Raw genomic sequence first — 17,594 nt, 5'->3', positions numbered from 1 at the left:
TCAGCGGCGGCGGCCCTTCTTGTCGTCCTTCACGTGGCCGCGGAAGGTGCGGGTCGGGGCGAACTCCCCCAGCTTGTGGCCGACCATCGTCTCGGTGACGAAGACCGGGATGTGCTTGCGACCGTCGTGAACGGCGATCGTGTGACCGAGCATGGCCGGCACGATCATCGAGCGGCGCGACCAGGTCTTGATGACGTTCTTGCTCTTGGCCGTGTTCTGCGTGACGACCTTGCGAAGCAGGTGGTCGTCGACGAAGGGGCCCTTCTTGAGGCTGCGTGGCATCTTTCCTGACTCCTACTTGCGCTTCTTGCCGACGGTGCGGCGGCGAACGATGAGCTTGTCGCTCTCGAGGTTGGGCTTGCGGGTGCGGCCTTCCTTCTGGCCCCAGGGGCTGACCGGGTGACGTCCACCGGAGGTCTTGCCCTCACCACCACCGTGGGGGTGGTCGACCGGGTTCATCGCGACACCGCGGACGGTCGGGCGAACGCCCTTCCACCGCATCCGGCCGGCCTTGCCCCAGTTGATGTTCGACTGCTCGGCGTTGCCGACCTCGCCGATCGTGGCGCGGCAGCGCGCATCCACGTTGCGGATCTCGCCCGAGGGGAGGCGCAGCTGGGCGTAGGGGCCGTCCTTGGCGACGAGACGCACGCTCGAGCCTGCGGAGCGCGCGAGCTTGGCGCCGCCGCCCGGCTTGAGCTCGATCGCATGGATCACGGTACCGACCGGGATGTTGCGCAGCGGCAGGTTGTTGCCCGGCTTGATGTCGGCCGAAGCGCCCGACTCGACGATGTCGCCCTGATTGAGCTTGTCCGGAGCGATGATGTAGCGCTTCGTTCCGTCCACGAAGTGCAGCAGCGCGATGCGCGCCGTGCGGTTCGGGTCGTACTCGATGTGCGCGACCTTGGCGTTGACGCCATCCTTGTCGTTGCGCTTGAAGTCGATGACGCGGTACTGGCGCTTGTGGCCACCACCGATGTGGCGCGTCGTGATGCGGCCGGCGTTGTTGCGGCCACCCGTCTTCGGCAGCGGGCGCAGCAGCGACTTCTCCGGGGTCGAGCGGGTGATCTCAGTGAAATCGGCGACCGATGAGCCGCGACGACCCGGGGTCGTGGGCTTGTACTTGCGAATTGACATGATGTATCCCTTGCGCCCTAGCCGACAGCCGTGAAGATGTCGATCGAGCCGGACTTGAGCGTGACGATGGCGCGCTTGGTGTCCTTGCGCTTGCCGATGCCGAAACGGGTCCGGCGCGTCTTGCCCTTCTTGTTGAGGGTGTTGATGGAGGCGACCTTCACGTTGAAGATCTTCTCGATCGCGAGCTTGATCTCCGTCTTGTTCGAACGGGGGTCGACCTCGAAGGTGTACTTGCCCTGGTCGATGAGCCCGTAGCTCTTCTCGGACACGACCGGCGACAGGATCACGTCGCGGGGGTCCTTGACTGTGACGCTCATGCGCCGGCCTCCTCGGTGTTCTTGCGATTCACAAAGGACTCGAAGGCGCCCTTCGTGAAGACGATGTCGTCACTGACCAGCACGTCGTAGGCGTTCAACTGGTCGAACGGCAGCACGTGCACGGTCGGGATGTTGCGAACGCTCTTGTAGCTCAGCTCGTCGCTGCGCTCGAGCACCACGAGAACGTGCTTGCTCGTGGCGATGTCGCCGAGCAGCGCGACGACGGCCTTCGTCGACGGGGCATCCCCGACCGACAGCGAGTCGACGACGTGGATGCGCCCGCCGCGAGCGCGATCGGAGAGGGCTCCGAGGAGCGCCGCCGCGATCATCTTCTTGGGGGTGCGCTGCGCGTAGTCGCGGGGGTGCGGCCCGTGCACGATGCCACCACCGGTCATCTGGGGGGCCCGGATCGAGCCCTGGCGAGCGCGACCGGTTCCCTTCTGCTTGAACGGCTTGCGGCCGGCGCCGGAGACCTCGCCCCGGCGGAGCGTGTTGTGCGTTCCCTGCCGGGCGGCGGCGCGCTGCGCGACGACGACCTGGTGGATCAGCGGGATGTTGGCCTGGACGTCGAAGACCTCGGCGGGCAACTCGACGGAGCTGACCTTCTTGCCCTTCGCGTCGAGAACATCGAGCGTTGTGGAGTCGGCCATGGCCTTACGCCTCCTTCACTGAGGTGCGGACGAAAACGATGCGGCCGCGAGCGCCGGGCACAGCGCCCTTGACGAGCAGCAGGCCCTTCTCGGCGTCGACGGCGTGGACGGTGAGGCCGAGCACGGAGACGCGGTCCCCGCCCATCCGGCCGGCCATCCGCATGCCCTTGAAGACGCGGCTGGGGGTCGAGGATGCACCGATCGAGCCGGGCTTGCGGTGGTTGCGGTGTGCACCGTGGCTCGAGCTGACGCCGGCGAAGTTGTGGCGCTTCATGACACCGGCGAAGCCCTTGCCCTTGGAGGTGCCGACGACATCAACGCGCTTGCCTGCCTCGAAGAGGTCGACGGCGAGCTCCTGGCCTAGCGTGTACTCTGCGGCATCCGCTGTACGGATCTCGGTGAGGTGGCGGCGCGGCGTGACACCGGCCTTGGCGAAGTGGCCGGTGGCCGGCTTGTTCGCCTTACGCGGGTCGATCTGGCCGTAGGCGATCTGCACGGCGCTGTAGCCGTCGATCTCCGGCGTGCGCAGCTGCGTCACGACGTTGGGCGAGATCTCGATCACAGTGACCGGGATGAGCCTGTTGTTCGCGTCCCACACCTGGGTCATGCCGAGCTTCGTGCCCAGCAGCCCCTTCGTGGTTCTCGTTGTCTCAGTAGCCATGATTCTCAATAGTCCTTGCAGCCCGGAGCCCCGCGGCTCAGAGCTTGATCTCGATGTTGACGTCGGCGGGCAGGTCGAGGCGCATGAGCGAATCGACGGCCTTCGGAGTCGGGTCGATGATGTCGATCAGGCGCTTGTGGGTGCGCTTCTCGAAGTGCTCGCGGCTGTCCTTGTACTTGTGAGGGGAACGGATCACGGCGACCACGTTCTTCTCCGTCGGGAGCGGCACGGGGCCGACCACTGTTGCACCGGCCCTGGTGACCGTGTCGACGATCTTGCGTGCCGAGCTGTCGATGACCTCGTGGTCATACGACTTAAGTCGGATGCGGATCTTCTGTCCCGCCATAGCCTGACTCTCTCTCTTGTACCTGGCGCATCCGTACGGATGCCCCGTTGCCGAAAGCGCTTCTGCTTTCGCACCACTGTTTTCGTTTCACATGCCCTGGAGACCGGCCCCTGGGCACAACGTCATTGTCTGCTGCTTCACCGACCCCCGCGCTCGGGCGTGTCGCCCCTGTGAGACACACGTGTCACCACGGATGTCTCGGGTGTCGGTTGTCGGTTGCGCCGTTTCACGGGATTCCTCCCGGTCGGCACGCGTTCTGCTACCCGCGGCCTAGGTGCCGATCCTGGAGGATTCCGCCCTATGCACTGCCTGGCAGTGATTCACCCGCTGTCACAGCAGGGAGAAGTATTGAACTAGAAGAGTCTGCCACACCCGGGCATTTGCTGCAACCCGGGCGTGTCGCCCCATCACCCCCGTGAATGCGCCCTCACACGCCGTTTGCTCCCGGACGCCAGGGGGCAGAAGTGTGGCGCGGGCGCAATCGCATCCCCACGTCTCCGCTATCGAATCGGAAGCCCCGCATTCCGCAGGTGCGCCCGGAGTGCTGCCGGCCGGATGGCGATGTTCCAGTCCCACCGCGACACCTCGAGTTTCAGGGCGCGAAGCCGATTTTCGCGAATTCGCTCGTCGCGCATGACCTGCTCGGCGCTGCGCCCCCCACGATAGAGCTCATCCAGGTACTTGATGTCGCCATCCGCTTCACCAACCAGGTTGAACGATGGCCAGTCGAAGTCAGTCTCACCGATGAATCCGCGGTAGTCCGAAAACGGGGACTGCAGCAGCGGGCGCGGACATCCGATCACGCGCATATTCACGCGACTCACCGATTCCAGCGGGGAGTCTGCAAGCTCCGTGGAGAACTCGATGACCCCCTTCGTGCGAGCATGTGCGCGGATCGGCAGCGAACGCTCCCAGACGTCGAGAAGAGCGGCCTTCGTCGTCATGGGCAGGATTTGCCCACGGCGGTCGACATGCAGGGCACGATCGGCCATGGTCACGGCAACCAGCGGAGATGCCGAAGCCGCGACATCCAGAACGGTGCGAGCTATTGAGGTGACAAACAATCCATCGATCTCCACGACGTCGGCATCGTCGAGTAGAAGGGAGTGCTTCACTACACGGTTTCGTGACCGGCCACCTGCCGTCTGCCCGACGATCGTGTGGACCGTCGATGGCCATGCTCCGACCATGGGGAGTCCGTGGATTGCGGCGGCAGAAAGGTGGGAGAGCACCGGTCGAAACTGCCGCGTCGTGGCCACAGCACGGATGAGCGTCAGATACTTCTTTCGATCGTCCAGCGCGGTCCACACATCTGCGGGGAGGTACGCGCCCCTGGCGACGCGGTGCAGTCGGCCGGATGTCGCGGACCGTGCGAGATCCTCTCGACGTGGAAAGGAATCGCCAAGGTCACGCGCGTAACGAAGTTGGGCGTCGATGTCTGACATCCAATGAGAATGCTCTCGGGACAGCACATGTCCCGCGTCAACGTGGGCATTCTGTGGAACTCGGCAAGGTGAGACGCCTGTGGAAAAGTGGAGGGTCGTACGCGAATGCGCCCGCGCGACACGTTTGAACCCGCGCGTACGTGGGCAATTGCGTCGAGCGGGCGCATACGGCCAGGCATGCCCGGCCGCTGTGAGAAGCTACTCGTTGCCGATCTTGCCGTCGACGGCGTCGCGGACGCCATCGACCTGCTCGGAGAACTTGCCACCGGTCACCTTGTTGGCGAGGTCTTCAGCGCCGTCCAGCACCTTGTCACTGATGTCCTCGGCCTGCTCGCTCTTCAGCGCATCCTTGGCACTGTCCGCGAAATCACCCAATCCAGCCATGACCTTCTCCTTCAGTTCATTGAGGCAGTCATCCTACCCACCCGAACTGCACGAATGCAGACATGACGGAGGGCCGCATCCGAAGATACGGCCCTCCGCACGAGATCTCGCTACGCGCTGTGCGCTACTCGATCTGAGTCTCGCCGGGTCAACGCGCTGCGCGCATCGACCCGTCGTGACTCACTTGAGAACCTTGACGACCTTGCCGGCGCCGACGGTGCGGCCACCCTCGCGGATCGCGAATCCGAGACCCTCTTCCATGGCGATCGGCTGGATCAGCTCGACCGTCATCTCCGTGGTGTCGCCCGGCATGACCATCTCGGTGCCCTCGGGCAGCGTGATGACGCCGGTGACGTCGGTGGTGCGGAAGTAGAACTGCGGACGGTAGTTCGCGTAGAACGGGTTGTGGCGGCCACCCTCATCCTTGGACAGGATGTAGGCGGTGCCCTCGAACACCGTGTGCGGGGTCACCGAACCGGGCTTGACGACGACCTGGCCGCGCTCGACATCCTCGCGCTTGGTGCCACGGAGCAGCAGGCCACAGTTCTCGCCGGCCCACGCCTCGTCGAGCTGCTTGTGGAACATCTCGATACCCGTGACGATCGTCTTCTGCGTCGGGCGGATGCCGACGATCTCGACCTCGGAGTTGATCGCGAGGGTTCCGCGCTCGGCACGACCGGTGACGACGGTTCCACGACCGGTGATCGTGAAGACGTCCTCGATCGGCATGAGGAAGGGCTTGTCCTTGTCGCGCACCGGGTCGGGGATGTTGTCATCCACGGCCTGCATGAGCTCGACGATCGACTCGACCCACTTCTCGTCACCCTCAAGAGCCTTGAGGCCGGAGACGCGGACGACCGGAGCGTTGTCGCCGTCGAAGTCCTGGCTGGAGAGCAGCTCGCGGACCTCGAGCTCCACGAGCTCCAGGATCTCCTCGTCGTCGACCATGTCGGCCTTGTTGAGTGCGACGAGCAGGTACGGGACGCCGACCTGCTTGGCGAGCAGCACGTGCTCGCGGGTCTGGGCCATCGGGCCGTCGGTGGCGGCGACCACGAGGATCGCGCCATCCATCTGCGCCGCACCGGTGATCATGTTCTTGATGTAGTCGGCGTGCCCTGGGGCGTCAACGTGCGCATAGTGGCGCTTCGGAGTCTCGTACTCGACGTGTGAGATGTTGATCGTGATACCACGCTGGCGCTCTTCGGGCGCCGAGTCGATCGACGCGAAGTCGCGCTGGACGTTGACGGCTGACGGATACTTGTCCGCGAGCACCTTGGAGATCGCTGCGGTGAGCGTCGTCTTGCCGTGGTCAACGTGACCGATGGTTCCGATGTTGACGTGCGGCTTAGTCCGCTCGAACTTGGCCTTAGCCACTGTGGTCCTCCTCAGGACTTCTCGAGTAGAGACTCCGGACGCGGGTTTGCGCCCTGGGCTTCTACGGGATTGTTTTATGTTACGGGATACTGCTGATTGGTGTTACTCGCCCTTGGCCTTCTGGACGATCTCGTCGGCGACCGCGCGCGGCACCTCAGAATAGCTGTCGAAGCTCATCGAGTACACGGCACGGCCGGAGGTCTTCGACCTCAGGTCGCCCACATAGCCGAACATCTCCGACAGCGGTACGAGTGCCCGGACGACCTTCACACCGGTGGCATCCTCCATGGACTGGATCTGGCCACGGCGCGAGTTCAGGTCGCCGATGACATCACCCATGTATTCCTCAGGGGTGCGCACCTCGACGGCCATGAGCGGCTCGAGCAGCACGGGGTTCGCCTTGCGAGCGGCCTCCTTGAAGGCCATCGACCCGGCGATCTTGAACGCCATCTCCGAGGAGTCGACGTCATGGGCTGCGCCATCCAGCAGGATGGCCTTGACCCCGACCATGGGATAGCCGGCCAGGACGCCGACCTGCATGGCATCCTTCATTCCGGCATCCACCGACGGGATGTACTCACGGGGCACGCGGCCACCGGTGACCTTGTTCTCGAACTCGTACGGGTGCTCCCCGGCGAGGTCGAGCGGCTCGAGCGAGATCTGCACCTTCGCGAACTGGCCGGAACCACCGGTCTGCTTCTTGTGGGTGTAGTCGTGCTTGTCGACGATGCGCTTGATGGTCTCGCGGTAGGCGACCTGCGGCTTGCCGACGTTGGCCTCGACGTTGAACTCGCGCTTCATCCGGTCGACGAGGATGTCGAGGTGAAGCTCGCCCATCCCCTTGATGACCGTCTGGCCGGTCTCCTGGTTCTGCTCGGTGCGGAACGTCGGGTCCTCTTCGGCGAGCTTCTGGATGGCGACACCCAGCTTCTCCTGGTCGGCCTTCGTCTTCGGCTCGATCGCCACCTCGATGACCGGCTCCGGGAACGTCATCGACTCGAGCACGACCTGCGCGTTCGGGTCGCACAGGGTGTCACCGGTCGTGGTGTCCTTGAGGCCGATGACCGCGTAGATGTGGCCGGCGGTGACCGAGGGGACCGGGTTCTCCTTGTTGGCATACATCTGGAAGATCTTCCCGATGCGCTCCTTCTTGCCCTTCGTGGAGTTGGCGACCTGGCCACCGCTGTCGAGGTGACCGGAGTACACGCGGATATAGGTGAGACGCCCGAAGAACGGGTGGACGGCCACCTTGAACGCGAGGGCCGCGAACGGGTCCTTCGGGTCCGGGTGACGCTCGATGACCTTCTCCTCGTCGCGCGGGTCGCGCGCTTCGATGGCGCCGACGTCGAGCGGGTTCGGCAGGTAGTCGATCACGGCGTCGAGCATCGGCTGCACGCCACGGTTCTTGAACGCCGACCCGCAGAGCACCGGGTACATGGCGCTCGAGACGGTGAGCTTGCGGATGCCGCCCTTGATCTCGGCTACGGTGAGCTCCTCGCCCGCGAAGAACTTCTCGAGCAGTGCGTCGTCGGTCTCGGCGACGGCCTCGAGCAGCTCCTGGCGGTACTTCGCCGCCTTGTCCTTGAGGTTCTCCGGGATCTCCTCGACCTCGTACTTGGCGCCCATCGTGACATCGCCCTTGGAGTCCGCGGGCCACACGAGCGCGCGCATCTCGACGAGGTCGACGACGCCCACGAAGTCGCTCTCCGCGCCGATCGGCAACTGGATGACGAGCGGCTTGGCACCGAGACGGTTCACGATCGTGTCGACGGTGAAGTAGAAGTCGGCGCCCAGCTTGTCCATCTTGTTGACGAAGCAGATGCGCGGGACGTTGTACTTGTCCGCCTGGCGCCAGACCGTCTCCGACTGGGGCTCCACGCCCTCCTTGCCGTCGAATACCGCGACCGCGCCGTCGAGCACGCGCAGCGAACGCTCCACCTCGACGGTGAAGTCGACGTGACCGGGGGTGTCGATGATGTTGATCTGGTTCTTGTTCCAGAAACAGGTCACGGCGGCGGACGTGATGGTGATGCCGCGCTCCTGCTCCTGCTCCATCCAGTCGGTCGTCGACGCGCCGTCGTGGGTCTCACCGATCTTGTGGTTGACACCCGTGTAGAACAGGATGCGCTCGGTCGTCGTCGTCTTGCCGGCATCGATGTGCGCCATGATGCCGATGTTCCGGACCTTGCTCAGGTCGGTGAGCACTTCCTGTGCCACTTGGTTTCCTATCTATTTGAAGTCATGAGTTTGACCGAGGCCCGAGACGGGCCTCGGCGCTGGCGTCGCGGCGAAGGCCAGAAATGGCCTTCGCTCCAAGCTCCAGCGCGCCACCGAACGGCGGCAGGCCTTCGGCCTACCACCGATAGTGCGCGAAGGCCTGGTTCGACTGAGCCATCTTGTGAGTGTCCTCACGACGCTTGACTGCCGCGCCGAGCCCGTTGGAGGCGTCGAGGATCTCGTTGGTGAGCCGCTCGGTCATGGTCTTCTCCCGACGCGCCTTGGCGTAGGTCGTGAGCCAGCGCAGCGCGAGGGTGTTCGCGCGGTGCGGCTTGACCTCGACCGGGACCTGGTAGGTCGAGCCACCGACACGGCGACTCTTGACCTCAAGGGTGGGTCGCACGTTGTCGAGCGCCTTCTTGAGCGTGACGACGGCATCCGCACCGTTCTTGGCGGAGACCCCGGCGAGCGCTTCGTAGACGATGCGCTCGGCGAGGGCCTTCTTGCCGTCGAGCAGGATCTTGTTGACGAGCTGGCTGACGATGGGAGCGCCGTAGACCGGGTCGCTGACCACGGGGCGCTTGGGTGCTGGTCCCTTGCGAGGCATTACTTCTTCTCCATCTTCGCGCCGTAGCGGCTGCGAGCCTGCTTGCGGTTCTTCACGGCCTGGGTGTCGAGTGCGCCACGGACGATCTTGTAGCGGACACCGGGGAGGTCCTTCACACGACCGCCGCGGACGAGCACCATCGAGTGCTCCTGCAGGTTGTGGCCTTCGCCGGGGATGTAGGCGGTGACCTCTGTGCCGTTGCTCAGCTTCACACGGGCGACCTTGCGAAGGGCCGAGTTCGGCTTCTTCGGTGTCGTGGTGTAGACGCGGGTGCACACACCACGCTGCTGGGGGTTGGCCTTCAGGGCCGGCGTCTTGGTCTTGGCGACCTTCGGCGAGCGCCCCTTACGGACCAACTGTTGGATGGTTGGCACTGATGTGACTCCTTGAATTGACTGCACGGTGACAGTTGGTGCTGATTGCGGCCCGCATGTTGAAATCCGCGATGCTGGCCGACGTGATCCATCGCACGACGCAGTGTCTGATTCGTTGATGGATATGCCGTGGGGGCGCTGGCCGAGTCGTTCAACTCGTTCAGTCGAGCCCAATTCCGGTTGGTGCCTCAGTGCTCGCCCACCTGTGATTTTGGGCACAGGAAGACGTGCGGCAAAGCGCACACCCAAAGAACACTAGTCGCTCACCGGCACACGGTCAAATGAGTTCGCCCAGCGCGCACAGGAGTCCGGTCCCGGATCGCTCAGCGGGCACGCGACCGGCCGATCGCAATGAGAGGCAGCAGCAGAACAGGAAGAAGCGCGAGAACCGCGGAGGCGATGACGAAGGGACTCCCGAGATAGCGGGCGAGGAACAGCACTCCGGTGAGCAGCTGCTCCTGCCCCGCGACGTAGACGATCGCCCCGGCGAACGGCCCCAGCAGGTAGACGAGCAGGGCCGTGACCACCGCCCGCGCCACCGGTATCGCCGGGCGGGCGGAAGTCGGCCTCAGGCCTCCGAGCACGGAGACGAAGACGATGGCAAGCGCGACGACGGCCATGATCGGCCCGACCAGCGGACCGGCATCCTGCTCCTGGATGACGTCGCGGTCGGCGAGCAGGCTCACGAAACCGTCGAAGGCGAGCAGGATCGCCCCGTACAGCACGGTCACCATGACCGCGACGAGCAGCGCTCGCGAGAACGAGCCGGATGCCGGGGCCGGGTCAGACGGCCGATTGGCCGGCAAACTCCGCTCTCTTCTCTGCTTCGTCGCGCTCGAACTCCTGCCAGGCCTCGTAGTTGCGTTCGCGCACCTTGCGACCGCGGGCCGCGATCGCCGCGCCGAACCATACCGAGACCTCGCGCGCGAGGAGCGCGGCGACGACGACCGCGGGGTTGAGGGCGAAGCCCCGGAACAGGTCTGCCGCCTGGGAGCCGGTCAACCCGAACCCGCCGGCCAGGAGGAGAAGGACGCCGATGGTCGCGAAGTAGACGACAGCCGCGATCACGAGCGAGCCGAGCACCCACGCCCACCAGCTCGCCCGGTTGGCGAGGAGCACCCAGAGCACCATGGCAACGAGGAACACGAGTACCGGAACGTAGAACAGCGGGCCGCTCACGAACTCGCCGACGGCACCCCCGAGGCCATCCGGATTCACGAACAGGATGAGCAGAGCCGTCACGCCCGCGTATGCGGCCGCGAAGACGACGGCTGCGAGGATGGCGAGCACCGTGCCGAGCCCGCGGTTGCCCTTGCGCCTCGGTGGTTGGGGAGCGGTGACGTAGACGGTCTGCACGGGGACGGGTGCGGCCTCGCCCGTGCTGCTGCTCGCTGCGGCACCCGTAACGCCTTCCGTCACGTCGGCGGTTGCGGTGCCTGACTGCTCGGCCGCGTGCTCCGCGGCCTGGTCGGCGCTGGCCTGCACACTCGCAGCGGCGTCCTCCGCGGCAGCCTCGGTCGGCTCGGTCTCGTCCGCTGGATCTATCCTGGCGTTCATCCGTCCCACTCCTCACGCGTCGGGGCATCCGCGCCCGATCAGGGTCACTCTAGCAACGGATGCCCGGCGCGCGACAGGTGGGAGGCTATTGCCCCGGAGTCGGCGAGGGCGACGGCGTGCTGTCGAGCGAGCCGACCGGAGTCGGTGTCGGCGGCGGCGCCGCAGGGTCGACGAGCACGTAGACGAAGCCGGAGATGTTGCCCACATACCCTTTCGCAGTGGGGGCCTCCTCGGAGTCAGGCTCCGTGGCCGCGGCATCCGCCGATTTGGCGACCGTGAGCTTGATAACCAGGAAGAGCCGCTCACCGTATTGCAGATCGTTGATGAACTCGATGACTTGAGGGCGCGTGCCGTCCACGGTCAGGTCGATCGGGATCGCGACGAAGTTGTCCGCCGTGACGAGCGGGTCGGTCGTCTCACCCGGAGCCGCGACATAGCTCTGGCCGTCCCCGGCGCTGAAACTCGTGAGCACCACCCCGCTCGACGCCTCCAGGTCGTGGAGTTCTCCGAGGAAGGTCGAGAGGTCGTCTCCCGGTGGCAATGAGGCCTGCGCCGCAGCGAGCTGCTCCTTGAGCAAGTCGAGCTGGGTGAACTCCTTCTTGAGTGCATCCAACTTCTTCTGGTGCAGGACGTTCTGAGCGTCGACCGAGGCACGTTGCTCGTTCGCAGCGCTCATCTCGTCGAACTTCGGCGCGACACCGAGGAACCAGCCGAGGGCGAGAACGGCGACGCCGGCAATACCGGCAATGACCAGCCAGAGCTTGTTGTTCATCGTCACTCCCCTCCGTCCGTGCTCGAATCGGTGTCGGCCGCATCCTCATCGGCGGCGTCCTGCGCGGCCTGCTCCTTCTCCGCCAGCGCCTTGTCGCGCTCGGCCGCTGCGGCCTCGTCGAAGCGCAGCAGGAGGGCGTCCTTGTTCACGTGCATCGTGATCGTGACCTCATAGGTCTTGGCCGCCCCGTCGAGGGTCACCGAGCCGGGCGACGCGTCGACGAAGCCGTCGAGGGTCGCGAGCGCGTCCAGCCACTTCTGCACATTGGGGAGCGAGGTGCTCGTCGCCGTGAACCTGAGCTCGCCGATCCGGTCTCCCTGGAGGGGGACGGAGGGCGGGGCGAACGCCGTGAACGGCGTCGCCGTCTCCGCGACGACGTTCGTCACGAGCGTTCCGGCCGGAAGGCTTTTCTGGATGTCGGTGAGATAGTCTTTCCAATCGATTTCCGTCGAGGTTCCGACCCTCTGGGCGACGACGGCCTTCTCGAGCATCGAGGTGACCTGCCTGACCTCGGCGTACTTGGCCTGCTCGGCGAGCAGCTCCACCGTCCGCGCGTTCGCGGCGTCGAGCTGGGCCTGCGCGCCGATCGCGAAGAACGACGCACCTCCGTAGGCCGCGATCACGATGAGCACGGCGAGCACAATGAGTGCAATCGCATTGCGCCGCATGACGCGGCCCCTCGCGGCGAGCCCCACCTCGGGCGGGAGGAGGTTCGCCTGCGGAGGCCCCCCGAGGATGAGGCTCCCGCCGTCGTTGCTGTTCTTTTTCATGCTGCGGCACCCCCCAACGCCAGTCCGAGCGCCACGTTCATGCCGAGCTGACTCTGGGTGCCTCTCGATGCTTCTTTGGCGACGTCGATGCTCCCGAAGGTGTCGCCGATGACGACGGGGATCCGGGTCATCTCGGAAAGCGCGTCGGCGAGGCCGAGCAATTGTGCGCCGCCGCCGGTGAGCACGATGCCCGAATACGGTTCGTTCTGGCGGGTATTCGCGAAGTAACCGAGGGTGTTCCGCAGGCTGGTCAAGAGCGTACCGGTGACCTCGCGGATGATGGCGACCACCGGCGCCTCTTCCGCCGTCACATTCACCCCGCCCAGTCCGATCGATCGCTTGGTGTTCTCCGCCTCGATGGGGGAGATGTCCAGCCGATCGGCGAGGGCAGCCGTGAGATCCTGGCCACCGTTGGCGAGGATGCGCACGAAGTGCGGAACCCCTGCGATGGTGACGATGACGTTGGTGGTTCGCGCACCGATGTCGATGTGGGCGACGTTGCCCATCATCCGGGCGGGTGAAGTGAGTCTGGTGAGTGCGAAGGGGATGAGGTCGACGCCCACCGGGCTGAGCCCGGCCAGCTGAACGGCGCGTACGTTCGCGAGCACCGGGTCCTTGATCGCCGCGACGAGGAGGCCGTTGACGACCGGCCCGGTCTCGGACGCAGCCTCGGAGATCGGATAGAAGTCGAGGAGCGCGTCGGAGACGGGCACCGGCAGCATCTCCTGCACGTGAGTGGGCAGCGACTCGCGGATCTCCCGCCGGCTCAACTTCGGTACGGCGAGGTCGCGCACGAGGACCTTCGCGTTCCCGACACCCAGTACGACCTCCTTGGAGCTGAACTTCGCCGCGGCCCACAACTGCCGCAACGCAGCGGCGACAGTGTTGACTTCGAGGACTTCGCCGTTCTTCACGGCGCCCTCCGGCAGCGGCATGCTGAAGAACCGGACGACCGACGGTCGCTTGGTCCCGACCCCTGCGACCTCGACCGCTCGAACGGTGTTGGAGCCGATATCGACCCCGACGAGTTGAGTGCTGGCCATCACATCCCCTAACTGATTCCGAACAGGCCGAGATACGTGCTCATGATGTCACGTCCGAACAGGATTCCGAGCCAGGCGCCCAGGAGCATCCATGGGCCGAATGGTACCGCTGTCTTGCCGGATGCCTTACGCAGGGCCAGGAGGATGAGTGAGAAGATCCCCCCGAGCAGGAACGCGGCGAAGGCGCCGACGACGATCGCCTGCCAGCCGATGAACCCCAGGAACAGGCCGAGCAGGCCCGCGAGCTTGACGTCCCCCATGCCCATTCCCCTCGGGTAGGCGAGGACGAGCAGGAAGTAGAACGTGAACAGGGCCGCCGCGCCGATCGCGGCGCCCAACAGAGCCGTGAGGTCGCCCGCCAGCAGGCCGGAGACCCCGAGGAGCACGGCGCCCACGAGGTAGCCGGGGAGCACGATCCGATTGGGAAGGGTGCGGGTGTCGAGATCGATCAATGCCAGTGCGACGGTGATGGCGGCCAGGTAGAGATAGGCGACCAGGGCCAGACCGGATGCGAAGGTGGCGGCGACACCGGACCACGGTTCGTCGGGAAGCTGCGTGAGCAGGAACCATGCGGTCACGATCGCGAAGAACACACCCGTGCCGAACTCGACGAGGGGATAGCGCACCGAGATCGGGGCGTGGCAGTCGCGGCAGCGCCCCCTCAGCACGAGCCAGGACACCACCGGAAAGTTGTCGTACCAGCGGATGGCCGCTCCACAGCGCGGGCAAGAACTCGGCGGCGACACGATCGAACGTTTCGCCGGCACTCGGTAGACGACGACGTTGAGGAACGAGCCGATGAGCAGTCCGAAGACCCCGACACCGATGATGGCCAGGCTATCCAACGCTGCGATCTCTCATCGTGATGAGGGCACCGGGTTGCGGCTTCGTGATGATCGGGGTGACCGTCGCTTCGTTGAAGTCGACACCGGCGGCGCCGATCGGCACGTAGGTGAAGCTCGGGTTGTTCTCGGCATAGCTGTCGCCTCCGGCGATGATCTGGCCCTGCCAGGTGAAGCCGTTCTTCCCGTCGAAGGCGCACGGTGTGTACAGCAAGGCCGCGATGGGCGGGGAGATCGTCAAGGTGTTCTTGATCGAGAAGTCGCCCTGGTAGCTGTAGTCGCACGTGGGCGCCTTGTCGCCGACGGGGCCGTTGTCCGGGGTGATGAACCACAGACGGTGCCCCGCCGAGCTCGATGAACTGAACGCGAGCGAGTTCGTGCTGGGAAAGTCGAACTTGTTGGCGAAGATCACCAGGTCGCTCGTCAGTTTGATGTTGGTGTTCTGGTTCAGGCTGATTCCCCCGACGCAGCCGAGGGCGTTCAGGATCAGCGGGTAACCGGGAGAGGTGCCGCCCATGTTCCCCGAGCTGAGCTTGCAGGTTCCTGGGCTGGTCACCGTCTGCACCTCGAAGGGAAGCCCGTCGCTCGTGAGCCAGTCGCCCGGCTTGTAGGTGAGGTTGACCCAGTCCGGGCTGGGAGGTACGACCGAACTCTGGGTGTACGTTCCACCCACTTGCGTCCCGGGCGGATTCGGATCTACCGATCCGGCGGTGAGGTCGCCGTCGATGCGACCGGTGTTGAGTTTCGCGGAACCAGTCACTACTGCGCTGCCGGTGACGTTGCACTTCCCGCCGAAGACGAGGTCGCCGAGCACGAGGATGCTGCCGTTGATGACGGAGTTGTTCTTGTCGCAGGTGAAGTTGCCGTCTTTGACGAGAAGCCCGTTCGATCCTGCCTCGGAGATGTCGAAGGTCGAGTTGGCATCCACCTGGAAGTCACCATGGATGTAGACAGCGGATCCGCTCGGGTTCACCCCCGGATGCAGGTACTGGTACACCGCCTCGACAGTGCTGGTATCGCCCGCGGAAACCCCTGCGACGGCGGGCGCTTCGGCCGTACCAATCGAGGTGATACGCACCTGGGAGGTCTTGACGGTCGGGCACCCGACGACCCAGCCGGCCCCGTCGTTGCGTTCGACTTTCGCAGAATAGGCCGGGGAACCGGTGGAAGCATAGACGCCGGCAGTGGGCTGGCTGTTGCAATTGCCCGCCGAGTACAGGCCGGTACGCGCGGCGACGATGCCCGCGTCGGCGGCGGCGTGCGATTGGATCGATGCACGCGAGAAAGTGCTCCACCCCAACCCCTGGACGACAGAGGACATGATGAGCGTCGTCAGGAGCAGACCGATGGCGAAGGCGCCGAGGACGGCGGCCAGCGCTGCCCCGTCCTCGCCGCGAACGGGAACCAACCGTTTCAGAAACATGCCAAACTCCCTGATGCTCCAGCTCTGCTTGTCGCCGAGCTCCTGATGTCAATGGGAAGTGTGAGGCCGTCAAGGCCAAGAATCGAAAGTGAGAGCCGTTCATTGAGCGCGCTGAAGATACCGGTCCCCGATGCAGGCTGGACTCCCTTGGTGAGGAGGGTCCAGGAGGAGAGGTCTGCCGTCGTGGGTGGCGCAATCGCGGTTGAGGACGAAGTGAACCAGACGGCACCTTCACCCGTCGGGGAGTAATACCAGGCAAGGCAACGCCAGTCGACGGTGTCGTCGAAACTGGCGGTCCTTGCCACAAGGAGTTGATCATCGTCGACCGGGGACGTCAGGCGGAAGTCAGAAGAGTTGCGAATTCCCGTGACGACGGATCTAGCGACGAGTTGGCCGGCCGTCGAGGTTCTGGTCATGCTCACGACCGTGTCGGATACGGTCAAGGCACTGATGATCATGCCGCCCACCATTGCTATGACAAGCGACAACAGAAGGGAATACACGAGCAGTTCGATGAGCGAGAATCCCTTGTCGGAATCGATCGCCTGCACGGAGTTCACACCCTCACGTGATTCGTTCATTTCAGGGCTCCGAGATGAAAAGGTACGTTGTCGTCGACGTCACGACGACACCGGTGTCATTGCGCGTGACCGTCACGGTCACGGAGACCGAGGCCGGGTTCTCCGCCGATACTGTGCAGGAGCCCACCGCCGTATCGATGGTCAAGTCGACGCCGCGAGAATCGGTGGTCGCCACAGTCGCCGGTGCCACCTCGCTGCACGAGGTCCAGGTCCGCACATGCTCGAGCTCGTCGTTGGCGAGCAGGGTGGCAGTTCCCAGAGTGGCATTCGATGCCGCCAGCCGAAGTCCCTGGACCAAGATGGGCAGAAGCGAGACGGCGAGAATGCCGAGAAGCATGATGGAAATCAGGATCTCGATGAGTCCGAATCCGCCGTCCGCCCGGACCGAATCAGGTTCAGTGACACGGGAACTGGCCCCTTGACGATAAAGCTTGTTCACGTTCCCTCCCCTCAAGGTTCGCGATGGGCGATGCACTACGACGCCGTCAGTTTGTCGACATCGAGTTAAGTGTCAAAGGTGGGGGACCGCAGTTGCGGCACCCCACCTCGACGTCAGATGTGACTACGGCGTCGCCGCACAGGTGGCGTTCTCGACGACTCCTCCTTCGGCGCTGATCGACCTGAAGGCCGCGCCTCCGTCAATCGCGGCGTGTGCTCCCGAGATGCAGAAGTTCGTTCCCGGGCCGGTCGGTGCCGTCACGAATGCCAGAGTGACATCGGCCGACGGCGTGTAACCCCACGAACCAAGCGACGCGGCGTCGAGCGCCGGCGCGGTCGCGGTCGGGTCATCCGTGTAGTACGCGATGATCGCCGTCTTGGCGTTCGTCAGGTCCGAGGTGACCGCGGCCTTCTTGGCGTTGTCCTGGACACCCAGGAACACCGGGATCGCGATCGCGGCGAGGATGCCGATGATGAGCACGACGACCAGGAGCTCGATGAGGGTAAAGCCCTCTTCGCGCTTGAGGCCGGCGCGCCGGTCGTTGAGCGACTTATTCATGCGAAGAAACATTGCTGTCTTTCCTGTCTGTCAATGAACTTGGACAGGGCCCCCAAAAAATACTTGACCCCCGGCTATCATGTTGGCCCACCTGGGTACC

The 17,594-nt window shown here is 64.8% G+C and carries 22 protein-coding genes; all 22 read right to left on the bottom strand.

Translation table 11 applies throughout. The features are described 5' to 3' along the window. On the bottom strand, window positions 1-282 hold the full coding sequence (gene rpsS, locus ABD678_RS02715; RefSeq protein ID WP_344753409.1) for a 30S ribosomal protein S19: 282 nt from the start codon (window positions 280-282) through the stop codon (window positions 1-3). 12 nt (window positions 283-294) lie between these two features. After that, on the bottom strand, window positions 295-1,134 hold the full coding sequence (gene rplB, locus ABD678_RS02710) for a 50S ribosomal protein L2 (protein WP_344753408.1): 840 nt from the start codon (window positions 1,132-1,134) through the stop codon (window positions 295-297). Between the two features lie 17 nt (window positions 1,135-1,151). Beyond that, a complete protein-coding gene (gene rplW, locus ABD678_RS02705; protein ID WP_344753407.1) occupies window positions 1,152-1,451 on the bottom strand; it encodes a 50S ribosomal protein L23 in 300 nt (99 codons plus the stop codon). After that, a complete protein-coding gene (gene rplD, locus ABD678_RS02700; protein ID WP_344753406.1) occupies window positions 1,448-2,101 on the bottom strand; it encodes a 50S ribosomal protein L4 in 654 nt (217 codons plus the stop codon). The genes rplW and rplD overlap by 4 nt, the downstream gene beginning before the upstream one ends. Window positions 2,102-2,105: 4 nt before the next feature. Beyond that, on the bottom strand, window positions 2,106-2,762 hold the full coding sequence (gene rplC, locus ABD678_RS02695; protein WP_344753405.1) for a 50S ribosomal protein L3: 657 nt from the start codon (window positions 2,760-2,762) through the stop codon (window positions 2,106-2,108). 37 nt (window positions 2,763-2,799) lie between these two features. Next, window positions 2,800-3,108, bottom strand: coding sequence for a 30S ribosomal protein S10 (gene rpsJ / locus ABD678_RS02690; RefSeq protein ID WP_100388190.1), 309 nt, complete (start codon window positions 3,106-3,108; stop codon window positions 2,800-2,802). A 500-nt stretch (window positions 3,109-3,608) separates the two neighbouring features. Next, window positions 3,609-4,553, bottom strand: coding sequence for a hypothetical protein (locus tag ABD678_RS02685; RefSeq protein WP_344753404.1), 945 nt, complete (start codon window positions 4,551-4,553; stop codon window positions 3,609-3,611). A gap of 198 nt (window positions 4,554-4,751) precedes the next feature. Further along, complete coding sequence (locus ABD678_RS02680; RefSeq protein WP_344753403.1) at window positions 4,752-4,937, bottom strand: antitoxin; 186 nt, start codon at window positions 4,935-4,937, stop codon at window positions 4,752-4,754. Between the two features lie 180 nt (window positions 4,938-5,117). Beyond that, window positions 5,118-6,311: an elongation factor Tu gene (tuf, locus tag ABD678_RS02675; protein WP_344753402.1), complete on the bottom strand. Its 1,194-nt coding sequence runs from the start codon at window positions 6,309-6,311 to the stop codon at window positions 5,118-5,120. Between the two features lie 102 nt (window positions 6,312-6,413). Then, complete coding sequence (fusA, locus tag ABD678_RS02670; RefSeq protein WP_344753400.1) at window positions 6,414-8,528, bottom strand: elongation factor G; 2,115 nt, start codon at window positions 8,526-8,528, stop codon at window positions 6,414-6,416. A 136-nt stretch (window positions 8,529-8,664) separates the two neighbouring features. After that, window positions 8,665-9,135, bottom strand: a complete 471-nt coding sequence (rpsG, locus tag ABD678_RS02665) for a 30S ribosomal protein S7 (protein WP_344753398.1) — start codon at window positions 9,133-9,135, stop codon at window positions 8,665-8,667. Beyond that, entirely contained in the window at window positions 9,135-9,509 is a 375-nt protein-coding gene (rpsL, locus tag ABD678_RS02660; RefSeq protein ID WP_344753396.1) for a 30S ribosomal protein S12, read from the bottom strand. The genes rpsG and rpsL overlap by 1 nt, the downstream gene beginning before the upstream one ends. A gap of 323 nt (window positions 9,510-9,832) precedes the next feature. Beyond that, window positions 9,833-10,315, bottom strand: a complete 483-nt coding sequence (locus ABD678_RS02655; protein ID WP_344753394.1) for a DUF6121 family protein — start codon at window positions 10,313-10,315, stop codon at window positions 9,833-9,835. Next, complete coding sequence (locus tag ABD678_RS02650) at window positions 10,293-11,066, bottom strand: hypothetical protein (RefSeq protein ID WP_344753392.1); 774 nt, start codon at window positions 11,064-11,066, stop codon at window positions 10,293-10,295. Before ABD678_RS02650 ends, ABD678_RS02655 begins: the two co-directional genes overlap by 23 nt. An 85-nt stretch (window positions 11,067-11,151) precedes the next feature. Then, on the bottom strand, window positions 11,152-11,838 hold the full coding sequence (locus ABD678_RS02645; protein ID WP_344753390.1) for a type IV pilus inner membrane component PilO: 687 nt from the start codon (window positions 11,836-11,838) through the stop codon (window positions 11,152-11,154). A 2-nt stretch (window positions 11,839-11,840) separates the two neighbouring features. After that, window positions 11,841-12,608, bottom strand: coding sequence for a hypothetical protein (locus ABD678_RS02640; RefSeq protein WP_344753388.1), 768 nt, complete (start codon window positions 12,606-12,608; stop codon window positions 11,841-11,843). Beyond that, the gene (pilM, locus tag ABD678_RS02635; protein ID WP_344753386.1) at window positions 12,605-13,651 is read right to left on the bottom strand and encodes a type IV pilus assembly protein PilM; all 1,047 of its coding nucleotides are present in this window, start codon (window positions 13,649-13,651) and stop codon (window positions 12,605-12,607) included. Before pilM ends, ABD678_RS02640 begins: the two co-directional genes overlap by 4 nt. Before the next feature lie 8 nt (window positions 13,652-13,659). Next, window positions 13,660-14,496 (bottom strand): prepilin peptidase, encoded by an 837-nt coding sequence (locus tag ABD678_RS02630; RefSeq protein WP_344753384.1) that lies wholly within the window; start codon window positions 14,494-14,496, stop codon window positions 13,660-13,662. Next, complete coding sequence (locus ABD678_RS02625; protein ID WP_344753382.1) at window positions 14,489-15,916, bottom strand: hypothetical protein; 1,428 nt, start codon at window positions 15,914-15,916, stop codon at window positions 14,489-14,491. Before ABD678_RS02625 ends, ABD678_RS02630 begins: the two co-directional genes overlap by 8 nt. Further along, window positions 15,907-16,497 carry a prepilin-type N-terminal cleavage/methylation domain-containing protein gene (locus ABD678_RS02620; RefSeq protein WP_344753380.1) on the bottom strand — a complete coding sequence of 197 codons (591 nt, stop codon included), beginning with the start codon at window positions 16,495-16,497 and terminating at the stop codon, window positions 15,907-15,909. The genes ABD678_RS02625 and ABD678_RS02620 overlap by 10 nt, the downstream gene beginning before the upstream one ends. A gap of 1 nt (window position 16,498) precedes the next feature. Further along, entirely contained in the window at window positions 16,499-16,936 is a 438-nt protein-coding gene (locus ABD678_RS02615) for a type IV pilus modification PilV family protein (RefSeq protein ID WP_344753378.1), read from the bottom strand. Window positions 16,937-17,059: 123 nt separating this feature from the next. Continuing rightward, window positions 17,060-17,494, bottom strand: coding sequence for a type II secretion system protein (locus ABD678_RS02610; protein ID WP_344753376.1), 435 nt, complete (start codon window positions 17,492-17,494; stop codon window positions 17,060-17,062). Window positions 17,495-17,594 lie beyond the last annotated feature (100 nt).

The organism is Leifsonella bigeumensis (assembly GCF_039537265.1).
In the GTDB taxonomy this organism is placed as follows: Bacteria; Actinomycetota; Actinomycetes; order Actinomycetales; family Microbacteriaceae; genus Terrimesophilobacter; species Terrimesophilobacter bigeumensis.
Note: the sequence above shows the minus strand (reverse complement) of the source record. Positions and strands in the feature narration are given on the sequence as shown.